At 38.0% G+C, this 20,495-nt stretch carries 19 protein-coding genes; 4 read left to right on the top strand and 15 right to left on the bottom strand.

Features of this window, described 5'->3' with window-relative positions:
* Positions 1 to 383 precede the first annotated feature (383 nt).
* The 6 genes from F9B76_RS04600 to miaB form a co-directional block, all read right to left on the bottom strand.
* Positions 384 to 641, bottom strand: a complete 258-nt coding sequence (locus tag F9B76_RS04600; RefSeq protein WP_159991052.1) for a hypothetical protein — start codon at positions 639 to 641, stop codon at positions 384 to 386.
* Positions 642 to 806: 165 nt separating this feature from the next.
* Complete coding sequence (locus F9B76_RS04595) at positions 807 to 1,583, bottom strand: peptidylprolyl isomerase (RefSeq protein ID WP_159991051.1); 777 nt, start codon at positions 1,581 to 1,583, stop codon at positions 807 to 809.
* 27 nt (positions 1,584 to 1,610) lie between these two features.
* Positions 1,611 to 2,180 carry a septation protein A gene (locus tag F9B76_RS04590; protein ID WP_159991050.1) on the bottom strand — a complete coding sequence of 190 codons (570 nt, stop codon included), beginning with the start codon at positions 2,178 to 2,180 and terminating at the stop codon, positions 1,611 to 1,613.
* A gap of 351 nt (positions 2,181 to 2,531) precedes the next feature.
* The gene (gene ybeY, locus F9B76_RS04585) at positions 2,532 to 3,005 is read right to left on the bottom strand and encodes an rRNA maturation RNase YbeY (RefSeq protein WP_159991049.1); all 474 of its coding nucleotides are present in this window, start codon (positions 3,003 to 3,005) and stop codon (positions 2,532 to 2,534) included.
* A gap of 8 nt (positions 3,006 to 3,013) precedes the next feature.
* Positions 3,014 to 3,982: a PhoH family protein gene (locus F9B76_RS04580; RefSeq protein WP_159991048.1), complete on the bottom strand. Its 969-nt coding sequence runs from the start codon at positions 3,980 to 3,982 to the stop codon at positions 3,014 to 3,016.
* Positions 3,983 to 3,984: 2 nt separating this feature from the next.
* Entirely contained in the window at positions 3,985 to 5,409 is a 1,425-nt protein-coding gene (gene miaB, locus F9B76_RS04575; protein ID WP_159991047.1) for a tRNA (N6-isopentenyl adenosine(37)-C2)-methylthiotransferase MiaB, read from the bottom strand.
* Between the two features lie 389 nt (positions 5,410 to 5,798).
* On the opposite strand from miaB, the gene F9B76_RS04570 reads away from it, so the two are divergent.
* The gene (locus tag F9B76_RS04570; RefSeq protein WP_159991046.1) at positions 5,799 to 6,617 is read left to right on the top strand and encodes a glycosyltransferase family 2 protein; all 819 of its coding nucleotides are present in this window, start codon (positions 5,799 to 5,801) and stop codon (positions 6,615 to 6,617) included.
* A gap of 82 nt (positions 6,618 to 6,699) precedes the next feature.
* Here F9B76_RS04570 and minE read toward each other — a convergent pair whose 3' ends face one another.
* The 9 genes from minE to F9B76_RS04525 all read right to left on the bottom strand — a co-directional run bounded on the left by minE (position 6,700) and on the right by F9B76_RS04525 (position 15,473).
* On the bottom strand, positions 6,700 to 6,978 hold the full coding sequence (gene minE / locus F9B76_RS04565; RefSeq protein ID WP_159991045.1) for a cell division topological specificity factor MinE: 279 nt from the start codon (positions 6,976 to 6,978) through the stop codon (positions 6,700 to 6,702).
* A gap of 3 nt (positions 6,979 to 6,981) precedes the next feature.
* Complete coding sequence (minD, locus tag F9B76_RS04560) at positions 6,982 to 7,797, bottom strand: septum site-determining protein MinD (protein ID WP_159991044.1); 816 nt, start codon at positions 7,795 to 7,797, stop codon at positions 6,982 to 6,984.
* Between the two features lie 111 nt (positions 7,798 to 7,908).
* Positions 7,909 to 8,637, bottom strand: coding sequence for a septum site-determining protein MinC (gene minC / locus F9B76_RS04555; RefSeq protein ID WP_159991043.1), 729 nt, complete (start codon positions 8,635 to 8,637; stop codon positions 7,909 to 7,911).
* A 12-nt stretch (positions 8,638 to 8,649) separates the two neighbouring features.
* Positions 8,650 to 10,404, bottom strand: coding sequence for a glutamine--tRNA ligase/YqeY domain fusion protein (locus F9B76_RS04550; RefSeq protein ID WP_201289376.1), 1,755 nt, complete (start codon positions 10,402 to 10,404; stop codon positions 8,650 to 8,652).
* 152 nt (positions 10,405 to 10,556) lie between these two features.
* Positions 10,557 to 12,110 carry an ATP-binding protein gene (locus F9B76_RS04545; RefSeq protein WP_159991041.1) on the bottom strand — a complete coding sequence of 518 codons (1,554 nt, stop codon included), beginning with the start codon at positions 12,108 to 12,110 and terminating at the stop codon, positions 10,557 to 10,559.
* Positions 12,111 to 12,182: 72 nt separating this feature from the next.
* Positions 12,183 to 12,896, bottom strand: coding sequence for a response regulator (locus F9B76_RS04540; protein ID WP_159992102.1), 714 nt, complete (start codon positions 12,894 to 12,896; stop codon positions 12,183 to 12,185).
* An 83-nt stretch (positions 12,897 to 12,979) separates the two neighbouring features.
* Positions 12,980 to 13,723 (bottom strand): hypothetical protein, encoded by a 744-nt coding sequence (locus F9B76_RS04535; protein ID WP_159991040.1) that lies wholly within the window; start codon positions 13,721 to 13,723, stop codon positions 12,980 to 12,982.
* Between the two features lie 21 nt (positions 13,724 to 13,744).
* Positions 13,745 to 14,431: an N-acetylmuramate alpha-1-phosphate uridylyltransferase MurU gene (gene murU / locus F9B76_RS04530; protein ID WP_159991039.1), complete on the bottom strand. Its 687-nt coding sequence runs from the start codon at positions 14,429 to 14,431 to the stop codon at positions 13,745 to 13,747.
* Between the two features lie 10 nt (positions 14,432 to 14,441).
* A complete protein-coding gene (locus tag F9B76_RS04525) occupies positions 14,442 to 15,473 on the bottom strand; it encodes an aminoglycoside phosphotransferase family protein (RefSeq protein ID WP_159991038.1) in 1,032 nt (343 codons plus the stop codon).
* A 113-nt stretch (positions 15,474 to 15,586) separates the two neighbouring features.
* Between F9B76_RS04525 and F9B76_RS04520 the strand changes: the two genes are divergently transcribed.
* From F9B76_RS04520 to rsmA, 3 genes are read left to right on the top strand one after another with little or no spacing between them, the layout of a single operon-like run.
* A complete protein-coding gene (locus F9B76_RS04520) occupies positions 15,587 to 17,989 on the top strand; it encodes an LPS-assembly protein LptD (protein ID WP_243140681.1) in 2,403 nt (800 codons plus the stop codon).
* A gap of 3 nt (positions 17,990 to 17,992) precedes the next feature.
* Positions 17,993 to 19,468 (top strand): peptidylprolyl isomerase, encoded by a 1,476-nt coding sequence (locus F9B76_RS04515; protein WP_159991037.1) that lies wholly within the window; start codon positions 17,993 to 17,995, stop codon positions 19,466 to 19,468.
* A gap of 18 nt (positions 19,469 to 19,486) precedes the next feature.
* Entirely contained in the window at positions 19,487 to 20,251 is a 765-nt protein-coding gene (rsmA, locus tag F9B76_RS04510; RefSeq protein WP_159991036.1) for a 16S rRNA (adenine(1518)-N(6)/adenine(1519)-N(6))-dimethyltransferase RsmA, read from the top strand.
* Positions 20,252 to 20,495 lie beyond the last annotated feature (244 nt).

The following is a 20,495-nucleotide window of genomic DNA, read 5'->3' as shown; positions in this document are numbered from 1 at the left end:
CAAAGTGTGTTGAGTCGCTCAAGCAATTCCTCGCTATGCTCGTAAAACTTGCTTGGTTAATCACACTTTCTCCGTGCTTAAAAAAATAGTGTTATTATTTTTGTGAAAAAATAGAATTGAGTATTTTTCTATAAATTTTATAAAGGTCATTAAAAAGCACTACAAAGTGTGTTGAGTCGCTCGAGCAATTCCTTGCTACGCTCGCAAAACTCGCTTGGTCAATCACACTTTCTCCGTGCTTTAAAAAATAGTGTTATTACTTCTGAAAAAATAGAGTTGAGTATTTTTTTATAAAGTCTGATTATTTTTACCTTAAAAATAGTTTAAATATGAATTATTATTTAAACTATTTTGCTGTTATACCTTAATGTTAAATAGCCGTATTATTTAACTAAAGAACTTAATTCATTCATATCTACTATCACTTTTTCCCCAATGTATAGGGCAGGGATACCGATTTTTTCATTTGCTTTTGTTGTATTAAAAGCAGGGTGTTTGTCTCTGAGTTTTAAAAATTGTTTAAGTGTACCTGTATTTTCTAAAATATCAACAGGTGTGTAGTTGATGTTAAGTGTTTTGAGTTGTGCCACAAATGGAGCGGTATCAGGGCATTTTTCAGTGAAGAACAAAATGGCTGTCATTATCTCAATCCTCTATTTACAATAGAATTAGCCTATATGGATAGGTAGTTGTTGAAAAGACTAGATTAATACACAAGTAAAAGGTTTATATCTTTACTATCTCTTGTTATATTAATAAAGAAAAAGAGCAGAATATTTATTCTACCCTTTTACTTTATATTAAATTTATTTGTCGTTGATCGTTACTTTAGCTTTTTGACGTAAAGATTCAACATAGTCAAATAGTTTTTTCTGTGTGAGTAAGCGTGTTAATTCTGGTTTTGCTTCTTCTAGTGTTGGTGGAGTAACTGGGCGATCATCTTCTACTTTGATGATATGATAACCATATTGTGATTTAACAGGTTCAGTGATTTCCCCTTTTTTAGCAGCGAGAACAGCTTGAGAAAACTCTGGAATATAGATATCAAGGTTTGACCAACCTAAATCACCGCCATTTTTAGCAGAACTGGGGTCGATAGAGTCTTTTTTGGCAGCATCAGTAAAGCTAACTTTTTTAGCGTTAATATCATTAAATAATGATTTGGCTTTTTCTTCGTCTTTGACTAAGATATGGCTAACTTTATACTCTTTTCGTCCTTCAAAGTTTTTGAGTGTTGTTTTATAAGCGGTATCAATTTCTGCATCAGATACTTTGTTTTTTTCATTCCATTCTTGGAGAAGGTTTGAAATGAGAATTTCTTTACGTGCAGCTTCAATCGTTGCTTTGACATCGTCTTTTTTCTCAAAGCCTTGTTTGATAGACTCTTGAACAAGAATATCACGGTTAATGAGTTCGTTAAGAATAGATTGACGTTGTTCGTCACTAGGGTTTTCGATACGTAATGTTTTGAGTGTGTAGTCAAGCTCTTTTTTGGTAATAGCACTACCGTTAACAGTTGCAATATTTTGGGCCATAACAGGTAAAGATGCACAAATAGCAGTAACTAATAATAAACGTTTCATATTACATCCTATTTAAATGATAGATTATCAGCCTTTAAGCTGTTGATCTGATGAGGAATCATTAGTATTAATATGTTTGCTTAGCCATATAGATTGACCAATGGCAAATAAAATTAACAGTATTGTCATACCAAAAACTTTAAATGATCCCCATTGTTTTGTACTAAAGTGACCAGAAAAGGCAACATAAGCGTTAATAATACCAACAAATACGAAAAATAACATCCAGCTGATATTTATTTTGTTCCATATGGTTTCAGTGGTTTGAATCTGTGAACCCATGAGTTGTTGGATAAGATTTTTTTTAAAGAAAACTTTAGCGATTAATAAAATGCTTGCAAATAGCCAATAGAGTACGCTAGGTTTCCATTTAATAAAAGCTTCATCATGTAAATAAATCGTAGCACCTCCAAAGACAACGATAATAATAAGACTTAACCATGTCATTGTTTCAATTTTTTGACGAGTGAGTTTTAGCCATATTATTTGTAGTAAAGATGCAATGATTGCTGTCCATGTTGCTATATAAATATCGCCAAATTCTAGGGCAATAAAAAATAATAAGAGAGGAAAGAAATCAAATAAGAGTTTTTTCATAACGAGTTGTATAAAATAAAACGCTCCATTGTAACGTATATTTGATGGAGTGTGTTATTAATTAGTTATTAATAGAATAAGCTATTTTAGTGTTTTTTAAAGGCATATTATCATCTTTTAAAGAAAATGAGTATTTTATTTTAATAAAGAGGAAATATTCATATTATTTTGTACTATTTTTATTATTATAGGTTATATAGATAATCTATTTAATAATATAAAAATAGTTTATATGTAAGACAATAGACACAAAAATCAATGCTTATTTACACCAAGCTTAGATAATATGGTAGATATTTTATGGGTTTTAACCCAAGTTATCGCTGTTTATATCCATTTATTGTAGGTTGTTTATGTTAGAAAAGAGTGGTTTTCTTCATAGGGATTAGGAAAACCTGCTTCTTTTAAAATCTCTATCTCTAGGGCTTCCATTTCTTCGGCTTCTTCCTCTGTCATATGGTCGTATCCTAAAGCGTGTAGCACACCGTGTATAAGTAGATGTGCTGTATGCTGTTTAAGTGTTTTATGTTGTTGCTTAGCTTCTTCTTGTAAGATAGGTAAGCAAATAACAATATCTCCTCGGATTGTCCCTAGTTCGTCCACCCCATATTCAAAGGTAAGTACATTGGGGGGATAGTCTTTTGAGCGATAGGCTTTATTAAGGGCTATGGCTTCTTCTTTTTCAACAAAACGTAAGGTGAGTTCAGCAAAATCAAAGTCAATATGTTGATGTGCTTTTTTAACTGCACGGTATGCCCATGAGCGAAGTTGCTGACGAGTAAGTTCAGGTATTTCTATGGTATATTGAACCGAAAATTGCAACATATGTATTCCTACTGTTTTTCTGCTTGTTCATAAGCATCAATAATACGAGCAACGAGTGGATGGCGAACAACATCTTTGCTCGTAAATTGGCTGATTTTAATTCCTTGTACCGCTTTTAAAATACCTAAAGCGTGCGTTAATCCACTTTTTTGTCCTTTGGGTAAATCTACTTGGCTAGGATCGCCTGTAATAACGGCTTTACTGCCAAAACCAATCCGTGTTAAGAACATTTTCATTTGTTCAGGGGTTGTATTTTGTGCTTCATCAAGAATAACAAAAGCATGGTTTAGGGTACGTCCTCGCATATAGGCGAGAGGGGCGATTTCAATGGTTTGTTTTTCAAAGAGTTTTTGAACTTTTTCAAATCCCATTAAATCGTACAAGGCATCATAAAGAGGGCGGAGGTAGGGATCGACTTTTTGTGCTAAATCCCCGGGTAAAAATCCTAGACGTTCCCCTGCTTCTACAGCAGGACGAGTGAGGATAATACGTTGTACATTGTCACGTTCAAGCGCATCAATGGCACAAGCGACCGCTAACCATGTTTTTCCTGTACCAGCAGGACCGACACCAAAAGTAATATCGTTATGGAGGATATGTTGTAGATAATCACGTTGCCTTGGTGTACGGGGACGTAAATCATTTTTACGAACCCGTAAGTTGAAAACACTATTTTCATCGGTGATTGAAGGGATACTGGTATCGTTATCCGTTGTTGGATCTTTTGCTTGAAGCTCTACAAGTCCTAATTGAATATCATCAATGGATAGGGCTTGATGGGTTGCGCGCTTAAAGAAAAGATCAATGGTTTTAGCGGCTTGCTGTGCGTGTATGCCTTCGATCTGTAGGCGGTTGCCGTTACGTCCAATCTGAACGTCCCAAGCGACCGCAATTTGTCTAAGGTTTTCATCTAAAGGCCCTAGAAAATTAGCAAGATGGGTATTATCGCCCTCTAGGGTAATTTGCTTTTTACGCATGATTAATCGTCCTCTTTACGGATGACCTCTCCACGAAGTGAGTTAGTATAAACAGCCGTAATTTTAATATCGACCATCTGACCGATTAAACGATCACCACCTTCAAAATTAACAATACGGTTATTTTCGGTACGACCCATTAGTTCAGTGCTATCACGGCGAGATTTACCTTCTACTAAGACTTTTTGTACTGTCCCTAGCATTTTCTCGCTAATGGCTTTGGCTTGTTTGTTAATTTGGGCTTGTAAGCGTTGAAGTCGTTTTAATTTGACATCGTAAGGGGTATCATCATGTAAATCGGCTGCTGGTGTACCAGGACGGCGAGAATAGATAAATGAGAAAGACGTATCAAAATTAAGCTCTTCAATCAATTTCATGGTGGCTTCAAAGTCAGCATCTGTTTCACCGGGGAAGCCAACAATAAAGTCAGAGGATAATGTCATGCCAGGACGAGCTGCATAGAGTTTACGCACGATAGATTTAAATTCTAGGGTGGTGTAACCTCGTTTCATGGCGGCTAAAACACGATCACTGCCAGCTTGTACGGGTAAATGTAAGAATGGTACAAGTTTGGTTAGGGTTGCGTGTGCATCAATCAAGCGTTTTGTCATCTCTTTAGGGTGAGATGTTGTATAGCGAATACGTTCAATACCGGGAATCTCATGAATATATTCTAGTAACATGGCAAAGTCAGCGATTTCACCCGTTTCTTTGATTTCACCACGGTAAGCATTAACATTTTGTCCCAGTAGATTGACTTCTTTAACTCCTTGATCGGCAAGGTCAGCTACTTCCATAAGAACATCTTCAAAGGGACGAGAAATCTCTTCACCTCGGGTATAAGGTACAACGCAGTAGGAACAATACTTACTACAACCCTCCATGATAGAAACAAAGGCTGTTGGCCCTGCGACACGAGCAGGTGGTAAGGCATCAAATTTTTCAATTTCTGGGAAGCTCACATCAACTTGAGGTCTGCCAGTGGCTTCTTTTTGATCCAGTAGCTTGGGTAGGCGGTGTAAGGTTTGTGGTCCAAAAACGACATCCACATAAGGTGCGCGTTGGATAATGGTTGCTCCTTCTTGACTGGCTACACAACCCCCTACACCAATGATAAGTTCAGGCTTTTTCTTTTTCAGTAAATTCATTCTGCCTAAATCAGAGAATACTTTTTCTTGTGCCTTTTCGCGAATGGAACAGGTATTGATGAGGATAACATCTGCTTCTTCGGGGGTTTGCGTGAGTTCTAAACCTTTTTCGGCATTTAAAATATCAGCCATTTTGGCAGAGTCATACTCGTTCATTTGGCAGCCAAAGGTTTTGATATAAAGTTTTTTTGCCCCTTCTGGTAAGGTAACGACTTCGTTATCGAGAAGGTTTTGGGTGTTAGTTGATGCGCCTGAGCGTTTAATAGATAATTCTTGCATAATAAAGTACCGTTGCGGGTTTCTATCCCGAGGGTAAAAAGAGTAAAAGCAGTATTCTACCTTTTTTTGAGAAGAAAAGGGGTATCTTGTTGTTTTTTATACATAAAATAGTATTTTATTATTTGGTATTCTTTCTTTTTTAAAGTATAGGAGATCTATTTATTTAACTCAAAATAATCCTATTTTGAGGTATCGTTTGGGTGCACTAATCGAATAAATTAATACGTATAGAAAAGGATAGTTAATAGAACTATTTTGACTAGGGAAATAGTCTAGTATCTATTTACATTTAAATATCTTATATTGTATGATATAGTAATAATTAGTAATAAAATATTATTCTAAAAGGTTTGTTTTTCGTATAATGACAAATATAAGAGGATAAGACTATGACAAGTGTTGCTGTTATTACTGCGACAATAGGGAGAGAAAGTTTACTAAGAGCCGTACAAAGTGTTAAGGCACAAACATACCCTTGTACACATTATATTTTTGTTGATGGTGAGCAATATTTTTCTGCCGTACAACAATTATTGCATTCTCCAATCTATTCTGATGTCACTATTATTTATTTACCCATGAATACGGGTGCAAATAATATGTTTAATAGTAGTATTAATGCGGTTGCTCCTTTTTTGGTTAAAGAGGATATTATCTGTTATCTTGATGATGATAATTGGTATGATGCACATCATATTGAACAGTTAGTACGATGCCATCAGCAAGATACTACCTTAGATGTTGCTTATAGTTTACGCAAATTTATAGACCCACAAGGAAACTTTATTTGTAATGATGATTTTGAGTCTATCGGTTTATATGGTATTCATAATCATCAATCCTGCCAGTTTAAATTTATCTATCAATATCAAGAAGTGCAGGTGACAATGCCTCTTCCCTTTTGTGGTATAGATGCAAATTGCTATTCGATTAAGCGAGATTTTGCTTTAAAGTTAGCACAAAGTTGGTATTCTGGTTTTGGTAATGATCGCCATGTTTACAATAAAATTATTGCGCTAAATGGCAAAATGGCGTGTAGTCATCAATATACGGTGAATTATGTCGTTGATGTTTCTCGTTATTTTTGTAGTATTATCAGTAAGTTATCAGCTTCTGTTCCAGATATAGAAGACAGTTTAAAACAACTGTTAGTACAAATGGGTAAAACAAATCAACGCTTACATGGTGGAAAACTACCTTGGCAATAGAGGGTAGGGGATAAATATATTACCCCAGTATTAGCGACTAATAATGGGGGTAATTGTTTTATTTAATAATATGTTGCCTGTGTTAAGGATTTACACGTGCAGCTGCCATTTCTTCTGGTGACATTTCAATTTTGACTTCAAGCACTTCTAGGGAGTCTTGGCGATCCAGATTGACTTTAATATCATCAGCATTAATTTTGATGTATTTAGAAATAACATCAATTAATTCTTGCTGTAATTTTGGTAAGAAATCAGGGGTATCATCTGTTTCACGGTCACGAACAAGAATCAACTTTAAGCGTTCTTTGGCAACCGCATTACTTTTCTTTTTTTCTCCAAGGAAAAAACTAAAAAATGACATAACTTATCCTCCAAATAGTTTTTTGAGAAAACTAGGTTTTACATATTCTGTAAAACGTAAGGGGAGTTCTTTACCTAAGTAACGATCAACAATATCAGAATAGGCTTGTGCAACATCACTTTCTTTCATATGAAGAATAACAGGAACACCCGTGTTAGATGCCTGTAAAATATCAGATGACTCAGGTGTTACCCCGATAAGATTAATATGAAGAATATCGTTAATATCTTCGATAGAAAGCATCTCGCCATCTTCTACACGTTTAGGATTGTAGCGTGTAATCACAAGGAAAGTCTTAACAGGATCTGCACCTTCTTCTGCTCGTTTACTTTTTGCTTGTAAGATACCTAAAATACGATCAGAATCTCGAACAGAAGAGACCTCAGGGTTTGTGACGACGAGGGCATCATCAGCAAAGTACAATGCCATTAATGCACCTGTTTCAATCCCTGCTGGTGAATCACATACAATGTATTCAAATCCCATGGTTTTAAGGTCTTCAATAACCTTAGCGACACCCTCTTTGGTAAGAGCATCTTTATCACGCGTTTGAGAGGCAGGCAAAATAAACAGGTTTTCTAAATTTTTATCCTTAATTAGGGCTTGGTTAAGTGTGGCTTCACCATGAATAACATTGACAAAATCATAAACAACACGGCGTTCACATCCCATAATAAGGTCAAGATTACGCAAACCAACATCAAAGTCAATAACGACTGTTTTATGACCTTTCATCGCTAAGCCAGTAGCAAAGCTTGCGCTAGTGGTCGTTTTACCAACACCACCTTTACCAGAAGTAACAACAATTACACGTGACATGAATAGTTTTCCTAAGTTAATTTAGTCTTAATCTTAACGCAAAAAATATTTTTTTGCTATTAAAACAAGGATTCTTAATAAGTTTGCTCAATCATAAAGTATGGCTAATGGTTAGAACTTAATTGCTTGAAAAGTCAGTGATTCTTGGTGAAGACTGACTATAACAGGCTTTTTAAGTTCGGCAATAGGGTTTTCTCCATCAAATAAACGATAGATACCTGCAATCGCAACGAGTTGAGGATCTAAATAAGTGGTAAAAATCCTTGCCGTATCGTCCCCTTTAGCACCAGCAATCGCACGTCCAAAAAGATGTCCATAGACATGAATATTGCCATCAGCAATGATTTCAGCCCCATGTCCTACATTACCAATTACGATTAAATCACTACCCTGTGCATAAATACGCTCACCAGAACGTAGTTGACGATCAACGATTAAAGAGGGATTGGCCGTTGTAGAAGTAGTGATAGGGGTACTTGTAGTCTGTTGAGGTGCTTCTGATGCTTTGGGTACTTCAACGATGGATTCTTTTTCTGATGGTGCCCCTAATTCAATGGTATTAAACCCTTGTTCAATAACACTGGGTGAAAGCCGTTCATTCGTATAGATCCCCAATATTTTAAGGTGATGCTGTTCTAGTACATCGGCAAGTTTTCGCCAAGGCAAGGGTTGTACAATACCATAGGCATCAATCACGATACTTTCACCTTCAAATAGACTACCTGTTTCTTGAAGCCTATCCTGAAGTGTTTTAACAATAGCGCTAAAGTCTGTTGTTTTAAGGATAAGACGTAAGGTAAAAAGATGACTACTTTTTATTTCTAAAATATGTTTGCTCATAATAGATTCACGTTATACCCAAGAATCGCGTAAGGTTACGCTACGGTTGATAATTGGTTTTTCTTTTGTAGAGTCAGGATCTGCAATAAAGTAGCCCAAGCGTTCAAATTGCCATTGATGACCAGCCGTTGTGTCAATTCCCGGCTCTAACCATGCTTGTACTTGTGTCAGTGAGTTGGGGTTAAGGTAATCAAGGAAATTCTTATCTCCACTATCAGGTGCTGGATCCGTAAATAATCTATCGTATAGATTAACAGTGGCAGGTACTGCATATTTTGTGCTGACCCATGTGATATTGCCCTTAACTTTAATACTGTCCGACCCGGGTGTACCGCTCTTAGTATCAGGAATATACTCTACGTGTACCTCGGTTACCTCGCCTTGCTCATTTTTCACAAAACCTGTGCAACGAACCACATAAGCATATTTTAGACGAACGGTGTTACCGGGGAAGAGGCGGAAATATTTTTTAGGTGGATCTTCGCGGAAATCGTCTCGCTCAATCCATAATTCTCGTGTGAGAGGGAATTCACGGCGACCTGCCTCGGGTTGATGGGGATTAATAGGGGCAAAGCAAGCCTCTTCGTAATCTTCTGGTAAATTAGTAATGACTAATTTGATAGGATCAAGCACAGCTACTGCACGTGGTGCGATAGGGTCTAAATCATCGCGTAAGGCTTGTTCAAGTACGCTGTAATCAATATGAGAATCTGACTTAGATACCCCTAATCGTTCAACAAATAAGCGTAAAGAGGCTGGTGTATAACCACGACGACGTAACCCAACAATGGTTGGCATACGTGGATCGTCCCAACCGTTTACAAAGCCTTCATTCACGAGTTGGAGAAGTTTACGTTTACTTGTCACAATATGCTTAATATTGAGACGTGAAAATTCATATTGATGAGGTAATGGATGACGTAATAATCCTAACTCAGATAGTTTTGCTAATAACCAATCATAAAAAGGGCGTTGATCTTCAAACTCTAATGTACAGAAACTATGTGTAATCCCTTCAAGTGCATCTTCAATAGGGTGAGCATAGGTGTACATAGGATAGATAGACCATTTGTCGCCTGTACGATGATGTGCGGCATGGCGAATACGATAAATCACAGGGTCACGCATATTGATATTGGGTGACTGCATATTGATTTTTGCTCGTAATGCCATGCTACCATTAGGATGTTTTCCCTCACGCATCTCTTGAAAGAGGGTGAGTGATTCTTCAATAGGACGATTTCGCCAAGGAGAATCTATTCCCGGCTCTGTGAGTGTGCCACGAGTTTGACGCATTTCTTCTGGACTTTGTTGGTCAATATACGCATCACCATTTTTGATTAAGGCGATGGCAAACTCATACATATACTCAAAATAATCACTGGCAAAGTAAAGATTACAGTAGTTTTTATCTTTGTTTTCCCAATCAAATCCTAACCACTTAACAGAATCTTGAATGGTATCAACATATTCTTGATCTTCTTTTTCAGGATTGGTGTCATCAAAACGTAAATGACATAACCCACCATAATCACGAGCTAGACCAAAATTAATAATGATGCTTTTGGCATGACCAATATGTAAATATCCATTGGGTTCAGGGGGAAAGCGTGTACGAATACGAGCAGGGTCTTTTGCCCCTTTTTCTTGAACAGCAGCAGGGCCGGGAACACCAGCCCAACGTTTACCTTCAAAGCGATCAGCACTTAAATCATTTTCAATAATAGTGCGTAAAAAATTAGAAACAGGTGTTTCAGAATGATGGATTGACATATTAATCAACTATAGTAAAAAAATAAGCATAATTCTACATTATAGTACAGAATATCTGTCCTGTAATAGGATTTAGGGTGTGTTTAAATTGCTTTACTAGCTAAAAAAATAAGGGGATAGTCCCAATAGACTATCCCTTTTTATCGTTATGCTATCAGTGGTAGTAGAATGTTGATTTTTAAACCACATGGTTTATGTGAATCCAATGATAATGTTCCTTTATGGGCATGTACAATGGTTTCTACTAATGCTAATCCTAAGCCGACACTACCTGTTTTGGTTCGTGCTGAGTCTAAGCGAGAAAATGCACGCAATGCTTCTTCTCGGCGATCTTCTGGAATACCCGGGCCATGATCACAGATAGAGAGTAATACCTGCTTATCTTTTTTGTAGAGATAAACATCAATAGGTGGTTTACCATGTTTTAAGGCATTACCAATAATATTATCAATCATACGTCCTAGTGATAAAGTATCGCCAGAAATATGAAGCGTTTCTTTTGGTAAGGCTTTGAGGGAAATATCTGTTCCCGCTTGTTGCCATGCGTTAATACGTTCGTCTAACCATTTGTTTATATCTAAAGGAATAAAATTATATCGTGCAGGGTCAGAACCACGCACATAAGAGATAAATTGTTCAATAATATTTTGCATTTCTTGAACATCATTACTCATTCCTTGTTTAAGAAATTCATCATCTGTCATTTCTAAGCGTAAACGCATTCTTGCTAGTGGGCCTTTGAGGTCATGGGGTAAGCCTGCTAGTAAGGTTTGTTGAACGGTTTTAGCTTGTTCTAGTGAGTTGAGCATTGCATTAAATCGTTCACCAAGCTTTTTGGTTTCATAAGGACCAGCAGGAACAACTTTAACGTGAATTCCTTTGGCAAGTTGGTCAGCAGATTGACTTAATCGCATTAATGGGGTGGTAATTCGCCAGCTAAAGTAAACGGCACAAAGAATGAGTAAGCCGGTCATAATTAGCCATGCTAGTAAGAAGATACCGCCTTCTACCGGTTCAATATCGTCTAAGGGAATCACTAACCACTCTTTAATAAGAGTATCTTTAAAAGGATTATATTCGGGTTGTAAAGAGAGGTACATCAAGGGAATATTATCCCGAATAGATAGCCCTACACGCGTACCATCATCTAAATTAGCATTGATTTTGTCAATGAATTTTTTAAGATCCTGACGCATAACAGGACTAAATAAAAGAGGGGTAGGCTCATTTTCGGTAAATCGAAGAAGTGCTTGTCGTTGTGTTTTAGGTTGTGTATTTTCTTTTAAGTTAGGAAATAACTGCTGTAAGATAGAGGGTGCTTGTGGTCTATCAGATGGTAGATGATCATCACTAAAAAAATGATTACTCAAATTATTTCGTTTAGAGAGACGATGTGGCTGAGAGCGATTATTACTAAAGGCTTGCGGTAATTCTCTTGTCCATAATGACCATTTCCCTCTTGAGGAGTGTCGAATAAATGTTGCTCGTTCCTCAGGTGGAAGTAGGGCGACTGCAGAGCGGATAATCTGGATACTGGTGGTAAGATGCTTAGAAACAATATCTTCTAAGAATTTTTCCTTAAAATAAGTACCTGCATAAAGAGCAGCACTTTGTACAAGAATAATTGTACCCAGTATCATCAAAATAATTTGACTACGGATACTAAGAGGGAAAAATGATTTAAAAGGAGAAAATTTCATTTTTGTCATACTACATATTATATAAATGCGAAAAGTCCTCAGAAGAGAGGACTTTCTAGTAGAGTATAAGACCTAAGCATTAGGGGAAAAACGGTATCCAATCCCCCAAACCGTTTGAATCCAACGAGGGTCTTTAGGGTCATCTTCTAGCGCTCTACGTAATCTGAGAATAGCAATATCAATGGCTCGGTCATTACGTTCTCCTTCATCATCGTCACGCGCTAATGCGAGTAAACGCTCACGGGATAAGGGTTTGCTAGGATTTTTAACAAAGGCTTCAAGTAAGTTAATTTCACCACCTGTTAGCTTGACCACGGTATCTCCTTTGAGGAGCTGACGTTTTGCTGGATCAAAGGTAAAAGGCCCAAAGTTAATAGGTACTTCTTTGATGAGAGAAGAAGGCCCTTTTTTACGGCGAAGAACGGTTTCAATGCGTGCTAATAATTCACGAGGATCAAAAGGTTTACCAATATAATCATCAGCACCAGACTCTAAACCAATAATACGATCTGCGGTTTCATCACGCCCTGTTAGAAGAATAATTGGAATATCTTCATTGTGAGCGCGTAAATTACGGCACGCTTCTACCCCATCACCACTGGGTAGCATACGGTCTAGCACGATAAGATCTGGGCTAAATTTAGTGATACGTTGGAAGAGATCATTGCAATCATCGACCAATAATGTATCGTAACCGTGGCGGTTAAGGTATTGTGCAAGTAATTGACGTAAATCAGGATCATCATCGACGACCATAATCTTGGTCAGTGGTTTATTGGTTGTCATCATGTTGCTATCCTATTAAATTTTTAGGTAACTCATCATACCAAACTATTACTTTGTAACGTTTATTAGGAAATCATTTGAAATTAATTTCCTGTTGTCTGTGTGACGGCCTCTACCTCAACAGGTGCTACAGAGAAAGATTGTGTGGCTAAGACTTTACGGGTTTTGGCATCAATAATTCTAATGTCCACGGCTTGAGGCGTTAGGGTAGGTTTCTTATCAAAGGTAAAACTACCTTGCAAACGAGAGGATTCTCCAATCACGGCAGAAATAGCAGGAAATTGTTCAAATCCTTTATTTTTATTGATGTATTGACCTGTTGTGGTTATGGCAATTTGTACAGATACATCAGGTGCTTGAAGCATTGATTTGTTTAAGGTTAAATCATAGTTTAATTTACCACGACTACCTGTAAAGTTAGCCGATTGAACATTAATCGTCAATTTAGATAAATCTAGCGGAGTGTTGTCTTGTGTATTTTGTATGGGCGCTATCTCTGCTACAGTGGGAACAGGACGTGAAGAGGTAGTCGCTTGTAGTTGTTGGATCTTACTCCTACTTTCTGTTAAGGCAGATTGTGTTTCTACTAATTGACGTTGAAGGGTATTTTTCTCTTGTTCAAGCTCACTAATGCTGTGCTGTAAACGGTTAGATTCTTCGATACTAATACGTTGAGGAACATAATTAGTTTGTAAGAACCAAAAGCCACCACTTCCAATAATGATACCAGCTAAAAATGTCATTAACCATCTCGGCATACGACGACTGCGGCGAGAGTGATAGTTAGAAGGATTAAAGAGAACTTGTTTTTTTGATGAACCAAACATGTATAAACCTTTAAATTTGAATTAATGAAGCTGAGCATCTAGTTCTTGTAATCGACTAGGTGTCCCAACATCAGTCCATTGCCCTTTGTAATGCGTGCCAAGTACTTGTTGTTCTTGCATAGCTTGACGCAGTAAGGGTGCTAATTTAGCAACTGTTCTGGGTGGCAATGCAGAAAATAAGGAGGGATCATAAACACCTATCCCCGCAAAGGTGAGTGTTGTTGAACCGCTAGCTTGCGCTAGTTTACCATTGTTTTGTAAATGAAAATCACCTAATGGGTGGTGAAGTGGATTATCGACCATTAATAACCATGCTTTTGCTTGTTGCTGCTGTAGTTGTTGTGCCTTTGCTAAGGCTTCAATAGGATCCCAATCACACCAGACATCACCATTGATAACAAGAAAGGGGGCGGATCCCAATAAGGGTAATGCGGTAGCAATACCCCCAGCTGTTTCAAATCCGCCAGTATCTTCTGGCGAATAGTGGATATTAACGTTTAAATGACTGCCATTGCCGAGTATTTCTTCAAACTTGTGTCCAAGCCATGCATGGTTAATCACAATATCGTAAAATCCTGCTTTAGCAAGGCGTTCAATATGCCAAACAATCAGTGGCTTACCACCTACTGATAATAAAGGCTTGGGTAAATGGTCAGTTAAAGGACGCATTCTTTCGCCACGTCCTGCGGCTAAAATCATTGCTTTCATATCGTATTTATTAGAAGGTATAGCCTACTTTTTCATCAATATTATCGAGTCGATCTAGTAAGCGTAATAATGGTTTAAATACCTGATAACGATTTGCCACTTGTCGTACATACGCATTAACACGAGGGATATGGTTAAGGTAGTGCTTTTTGTTATCACGAATAGCAAGACGAGCAAAAACACCAAGAATACGAAGATTACGCTGTAACCCCATAAATTCATAATCCACATGAAAATCAGCAAAATCAGCTGGTACGGGTAGTTGCACCTGACGTGCCATTTCCCAATAGCGAATTGCCCAATCTAATTGCTGCGGTTCTTCCCATGTTGTACGAGCATCCATAACGAGAGACACAATATCATAAGAAATAGCACCTAAAACAGCATCTTGAAAATCAATAACACCGGGATTTGTTCTTTCTTTATCGATCATAAGGTTAGGTGAATGATAGTCACGATGAACAAATACTTTGGCTTGTTTATCATTGTGTTCAACTAATAGCGTAAAAAGCTGATGAAGCTGCTCTGCCTCTTTATCACTCAATTCAGTTTGGTGATATTGCTTAATATACCATTCGGGAAATAGAGCTAACTCATCGGTTAAACGTGCTTTGTCATAAAGGGGTAAACCGCTGGTATCGGCTTTTTGCATCTGAACTATTGCTGCGATAGCATCTCGATAAAGGGATTGTAATTCCTTGTCTTCAATAGGGGATTGTAAACGTTGATAATAGGTTTGATCACCTAAATCATTAAGAATAAGGAATCCATCTTTGAGGTTTTGCTCAAAGATATGAGGAACATTAACACCTACGTCTTGTAATTTTTGGTCAATCTGAATAAATGGACGGCAATCCTCATGTGAGGGAGGGGCATCCATAATAATAAGGGACTGTGAGGGGGTATTAATACGAAAATAACGTCTAAAACTGGCATCACTCGATGCTGGGCGTAGTGTTTCTAAATCAAAAGTATATTGTGTTTGTAACGTGAGTAACCAGTTTTTTAATAAATCAATGCGAGCGTCAGTATGGATAGACATAAAACTATTTTATAATGCGATATTAAAAGTATTATTTTAGACGTGAAAAGCTATTTTGTCTGCGTTAAAAAATAAATTTATTTGTTTTTAATCATTATTTATTGGATTCTGTTGTGCAAAAGATCGTTGGTCTGACATTTTTATTATTAATGCCGGTAGTCAATGCGCAGTCAAATACGGGAGAAACGCAAGGTTTAGACTCTCGTGATTTGCCTCGGTTACAAGAAAGTACCTTATTAACACTAGAAAATACCGATAAAAATGATGTAATGACTTTTACTGATAGTAGTGATATTGATGTAACGAATGATAATAATCGTATCAAACTATCTGGTAAAGCACAAATTAGGCGAGCAGATCTCATTCTCAAAGGGGATTCTATTACGTATGACCGATTGACGGGTGAAGTACAGGCAGAGGGGAATACTCGACTTTTTAGAGATGGTTCTCTTATTACAGGTCCTCGTCTTAAATACAATGTTGATCAAAAAACAGGTCTCTTATCTTCCCCTGTTTATCGTTTAACAAATGGGGGAAGTGGTCAGGCAAGTTCAGCAGAACTGATTGATGATAATCATATGCAGTTAAAAGAGGCGATTTACTCTGCTTGCAATTGTGATAAAAAAGCGTGGTATATCAGTGCCAATAAGGTCGATCTCTACAATGATGAAAATGAAGGTATTGCAGAGAACGGTGCTTTGTATATTGGCGGTGTTCCCGTATTATGGTCGCCTTATTTTACGTTCCCGATTAAACGAGAGAAAAAGACAGGGTGGTTGATGCCAACGTTCTCTTCGACTTCTCGTAGTGGTTTTGGTCTTTCACTTCCTTATTTTGTGAATCTTGTGCCCAACTATGATTTAACCTTGACACCACAGTGGTATAGCAAGCGAGGTGCTATGCTAGGGGCTGAGTTCCGTTATATTATGCCGAGTTATCAAGGGATTGTAGCGGGTAACTATATGCCTAAAGACCGCAAACATGATGACAAACGTTGGTCTTTAGATTGGCAACATCGTCAGCGTTTAGGTCGTTTGCTCGGTTGGAATATTGGTTTAAATATTGATATACATGGTGTATCAGATAATGACTATTATCGAGACTTTACCACGATTGCTTTGAATCAGGCAGATGAAACGTATTTGGCAAAATCGGCAAGTTTAACATTTAGTGGATATAAGTATTGGTCGGGTTATTTAATGTGGAAAAAATACCAGTCCTTACATGATTTAACGAGTAATGACCCTAGAGATTATCGCTATTACTACCAATATGAACGTGAGCCAGAGCTAATGATTCGTGGTATTCGTTATGATTGGAATGGTTTTGATGTTAGTACACAAAATACATGGACACGTTTTCGTTACCCTATTCACCGTTCTCGGGTAAGGGCTAATGGTACGATTGTAGGGGGTGATGGTCGCCAACGTTGGGATGGCGACCGCTTGGTCTCTTATACACAAATTAGCTATCCGATTATTCGTAGTGGCTGGTATGTGACCCCTAAAGTGGGTTTACATGCTTCGCATTATCGTACGGATTGGTTTCACTTTCCAAGCCAAGCAGGGACGCAATATAAAAGCCTTTCTCGTGTATTACCAATTTTTTCGGTTGATAGTGGTATGACATTTGAACGAGAAACTACCTTATTTGGTAAACCACGTGTTCAAACATTAGAACCACGTTTATATTATGTCTATATTCCTTATCGGGATCAAAGTGATATTCCTATTTATGATACAACCCTAGGGGAATTTAACTTTGGAACAGCATTCTCTGAAAACCGCTATATGGGTGGATGGGATAGAATTAATGATATTCATGCCCTGACTGCTGGTTTAACTTCTCGTTGGTATGATGAGGAATCAGGTCGTGAACGAATGGCATTACAGGTGGCTCAGCGTTTTTATATTAAACAGTCTGAGGTTAGCTTACCTAGTGAGCGAATGAGTGAACAAAGTCGTTCAGAGTTCTTAGCGAATGGTAAGGTATTATTAACAGATACCTTTACAACAGAGGCAGGAGTACAAGTTGATACCTACGGTAAAAAGATTGCACAAACCTATGCCACTATTCGTTGGTTTCCTAAGAGATTAACTTCTTTATCCTTAACCTATCGCTATCAGCGTGATCCTTTTATTAATGAAACAAATAATAGTGTTTATCCTTATCAAGTCAAAGGCAAAAATAATGTGAGTGTAGCAGGGCAATGGCCTTTAAGTCAGCGACTATATATGGTGGGACGTCATGATTATTCTCTTAAAGAAAATCGCTCAACACAATCCATTATTGGTTTAGAATATAAGGGGCGTTGCTGTTGGACGTCTCGTGTTGTGTTCCAACGATATGCCGTATCGCAAGAAAAAACAAATACAGCACTCTATTTTCAGTTAGAATTAACAGGGCTGGGTCCTGTCGGCTCTGATCCGATGGAAACACTTCGTACAAGTATTCCGGGGTATCAGAATGTTAAAGATCCAGAGACAGATCAATCTCCTTTTGAAAGGTATGAGTAGATAATGCAAAAATCAAAATTATGGTTACAGATTGCTTTAGCAACATTACCTAGCTTAATGCTTGCTTTGCCTAATGCGTATGCACAGAAAGCGAGTAAGCCAGCAGTTAAACAACAAGGTCAGTTTGCCGATGGTATTGCTGCTATTGTTGATACAAGTGTGATTACACAGCGCGAAGTCAATGAACGAATCGCTGCTTTAAGGGTATCAGGTCAAACTGTGTCAGCAGAGCAAGCCCTATCAATGCTGATTGATGAAAGAGTAATGAATACTTATGCCGATCAAGTAGGTATCAGAATTCCAAATGCGCAGGTACAACAGGTCTTAATGGATATTGCACAAGAAAACCATATGAGCTTAGAAGATCTTCATACCATGGCTCGACAAAATGGGGTGAATTGGGATAACTATGTTGAAACTATTCGTAACCAACTTAAAATGGAAGAGCTTCGTAATAGTATTGTGCATTCTAACGTGAATGTGACAGAGCGTGATGTTGATGCTTTCTTAATTAAGAATCCCACAGGTTTATATCCAGAGCATAAAACACAGGTTCAGCAACCACGTTATGAGCAACGAGAAGTTGTTGAACGGTCTTTTGATCCTAAAGCCGTTGCTTTCCAACATATTTTTATCCGTGTGCCAGATGGTGCGAGTGAAGAAGTTGTCGCTGCTGCGCGTCAGCGTGCCAATGAAGCATTAGCAAAAATTCGTAAAGGACAGAGTTTTGCGAGTGTTGCTAAAGAATATTCGGATGCAGCAGAAGGGAAAAACGGTGGTGATTTAGGTATTCGTCTTAATGAAGATTGGCCAGATCTCTTTATGAAAGTCACACGAAAAGTAAGAGATGGTGGTGTGACAAATGTCTTCCAAGCTGCCAATGGTTTTCATATTCTTAAAGTGGTAGAACGCCGCGGTATCATTAATGAGCAACGTAAGGTTGTTAATGTACGTTTACCTGATCCGCCTCCATCCCCTTTGTCTATTCGTGAAAAAGCGGCTAAGCAAGCAGGGCCAGTTAATGTGACAGAATCGCATGTTCGCCATATTCTTGTTCGTATAACACCTGTCTTCTCCGATGCACAAGCCAAAGCCAAAATTGATGAAATTGCTCAGCATTTACAATCAGGTGAATCTTTTGCTGATGTCGCGAGTAAGTATTCACAAGATGCGTCAGCATCTTTAGGTGGGGATATTGGCTGGATTGCACCGGGGCAAGCAGATCCTTCTTTCCAAGCGGCGGTTGATCAGTTACCAGAAGGGCAGGTGAGTATGCCCGTGCGTAGCCAGTTTGGTTGGCATATTATTGAAGTCTTAGAGCGCCGTACAGAAGATAAGCAACCTGCTATTCGCCGTGAGTTAGCAAGAGATACTTTATATCAAGAGCAAGCGGCAAATGTGCTTCAAGACTGGGCAGAGAAAATTCGTTCACAGTCTTATATTGAAAATCGTTTAACGGGTGAAAAAACCGTTCGTTAATTATAGGTAATAACTCATATGGCAGCACATAAGGCAAGAAAACGCTTTGGACAACACTTTTTAACGGATGAAAGTATTCCTGCTGCCATTGTAAGAGCAGTATCGCCGAGTCTAGATGATAATATTGTTGAAATTGGACCTGGTTTATCGGCACTGACTGCACCACTTTTAGAGCAAGTAAAGCATTTAACGGTAGTAGAAATTGATCGGGATTTGGCGCATCGTCTGCGTCACCAGTATAGTCCTACGCGTCTAACCGTGATAGAGGCTGATGCTTTAACGGTTGATTTTAACCAGTTTGATCAAGGGGTAAGAATTGTTGGCAATCTCCCCTACAATATTTCAAGTCCTTTGCTTTTTCATTTGATGAATGCAGCTGATAAAGTAAAGGATCAGCATTTTATGCTTCAAAAAGAGGTGATTGACCGTATGGTTGCTCGACCGGGTGAGGCAGATTATGGGCGACTTTCGGTAATGCTTCAAGCACGGTATAAGATGCATGCTTTAATGGATGTTCCGCCAGAATGTTTTACCCCACCTCCAAAAGTGATGTCTGCTGTTGTCCGTATGATCCCTTTAGGTGAAGAGCGACCTAAACCGAAAGATGAGGCTCTTTTTGCGCGTATCGTGGCACAGGCATTTATGCAAAGACGTAAAATGTTGCGAGGTAGTCTCAAAGAATGGGGTATTGACTGGCAAGGTTTAGGAATCCCTGAAACGGCTAGGGCTGAAGAGCTTAGTGTAGGCGATTTTATTAAAATAGCTGACTTTTGTCTGCCATAGACCTATCTTTCTATCAGAATTTAGTCTTTATCTATAAATATAATTATAGACTTTTCATCTTAAATAATTCTATTTAGGGCTAATCTAATACAGCCCTTTCTATTTTATTGCAATATCCTATCAATAGTGAAATGAATTCACTCCGTCGATAAGAGTAGTTGTTTGTATAACATAAATAAAATGTTTGAGTTTCTAAAATGTTAGGGTTACGACTAATTGTATTGACATTTTTAATAAGGACTAT

The organism is Pelistega ratti (assembly GCF_009833965.1).
In the GTDB taxonomy this organism is placed as follows: domain Bacteria; phylum Pseudomonadota; class Gammaproteobacteria; order Burkholderiales; family Burkholderiaceae_B; genus Taylorella; species Taylorella ratti.
Note: the sequence above shows the minus strand (reverse complement) of the source record. Positions and strands in the feature narration are given on the sequence as shown.

Excerpts from the sequence above, each read along its gene's own strand:
- miaB (WP_159991047.1), bottom strand. The coding sequence starts at position 5,409 with ATGCAAGAATTATCTATTAAACGCTCAGGCGCATCAACTAACACCCAA.
- ybeY (WP_159991049.1), bottom strand. The coding sequence starts at position 3,005 with ATGTTGCAATTTTCGGTTCAATATACCATAGAAATACCTGAACTTACT.
- F9B76_RS04540 (WP_159992102.1), bottom strand. The coding sequence starts at position 12,896 with ATGACAACCAATAAACCACTGACCAAGATTATGGTCGTCGATGATGAT.
- murU (WP_159991039.1), bottom strand. The coding sequence starts at position 14,431 with ATGAAAGCAATGATTTTAGCCGCAGGACGTGGCGAAAGAATGCGTCCT.
- minD (WP_159991044.1), bottom strand. The coding sequence starts at position 7,797 with ATGTCACGTGTAATTGTTGTTACTTCTGGTAAAGGTGGTGTTGGTAAA.
- minC (WP_159991043.1), bottom strand. The coding sequence starts at position 8,637 with ATGAGCAAACATATTTTAGAAATAAAAAGTAGTCATCTTTTTACCTTA.
- F9B76_RS04525 (WP_159991038.1), bottom strand. The coding sequence starts at position 15,473 with ATGTCTATCCATACTGACGCTCGCATTGATTTATTAAAAAACTGGTTA.
- F9B76_RS04600 (WP_159991052.1), bottom strand. The coding sequence starts at position 641 with ATGACAGCCATTTTGTTCTTCACTGAAAAATGCCCTGATACCGCTCCA.
- F9B76_RS04580 (WP_159991048.1), bottom strand. The coding sequence starts at position 3,982 with ATGCGTAAAAAGCAAATTACCCTAGAGGGCGATAATACCCATCTTGCT.
- F9B76_RS04515 (WP_159991037.1), top strand. The coding sequence starts at position 17,993 with ATGCAAAAATCAAAATTATGGTTACAGATTGCTTTAGCAACATTACCT.
- rsmA (WP_159991036.1), top strand. The coding sequence starts at position 19,487 with ATGGCAGCACATAAGGCAAGAAAACGCTTTGGACAACACTTTTTAACG.
- F9B76_RS04595 (WP_159991051.1), bottom strand. The coding sequence starts at position 1,583 with ATGAAACGTTTATTATTAGTTACTGCTATTTGTGCATCTTTACCTGTT.
- F9B76_RS04590 (WP_159991050.1), bottom strand. The coding sequence starts at position 2,180 with ATGAAAAAACTCTTATTTGATTTCTTTCCTCTCTTATTATTTTTTATT.
- F9B76_RS04535 (WP_159991040.1), bottom strand. The coding sequence starts at position 13,723 with ATGTTTGGTTCATCAAAAAAACAAGTTCTCTTTAATCCTTCTAACTAT.
- F9B76_RS04545 (WP_159991041.1), bottom strand. The coding sequence starts at position 12,110 with ATGAAATTTTCTCCTTTTAAATCATTTTTCCCTCTTAGTATCCGTAGT.
- F9B76_RS04570 (WP_159991046.1), top strand. The coding sequence starts at position 5,799 with ATGACAAGTGTTGCTGTTATTACTGCGACAATAGGGAGAGAAAGTTTA.
- minE (WP_159991045.1), bottom strand. The coding sequence starts at position 6,978 with ATGTCATTTTTTAGTTTTTTCCTTGGAGAAAAAAAGAAAAGTAATGCG.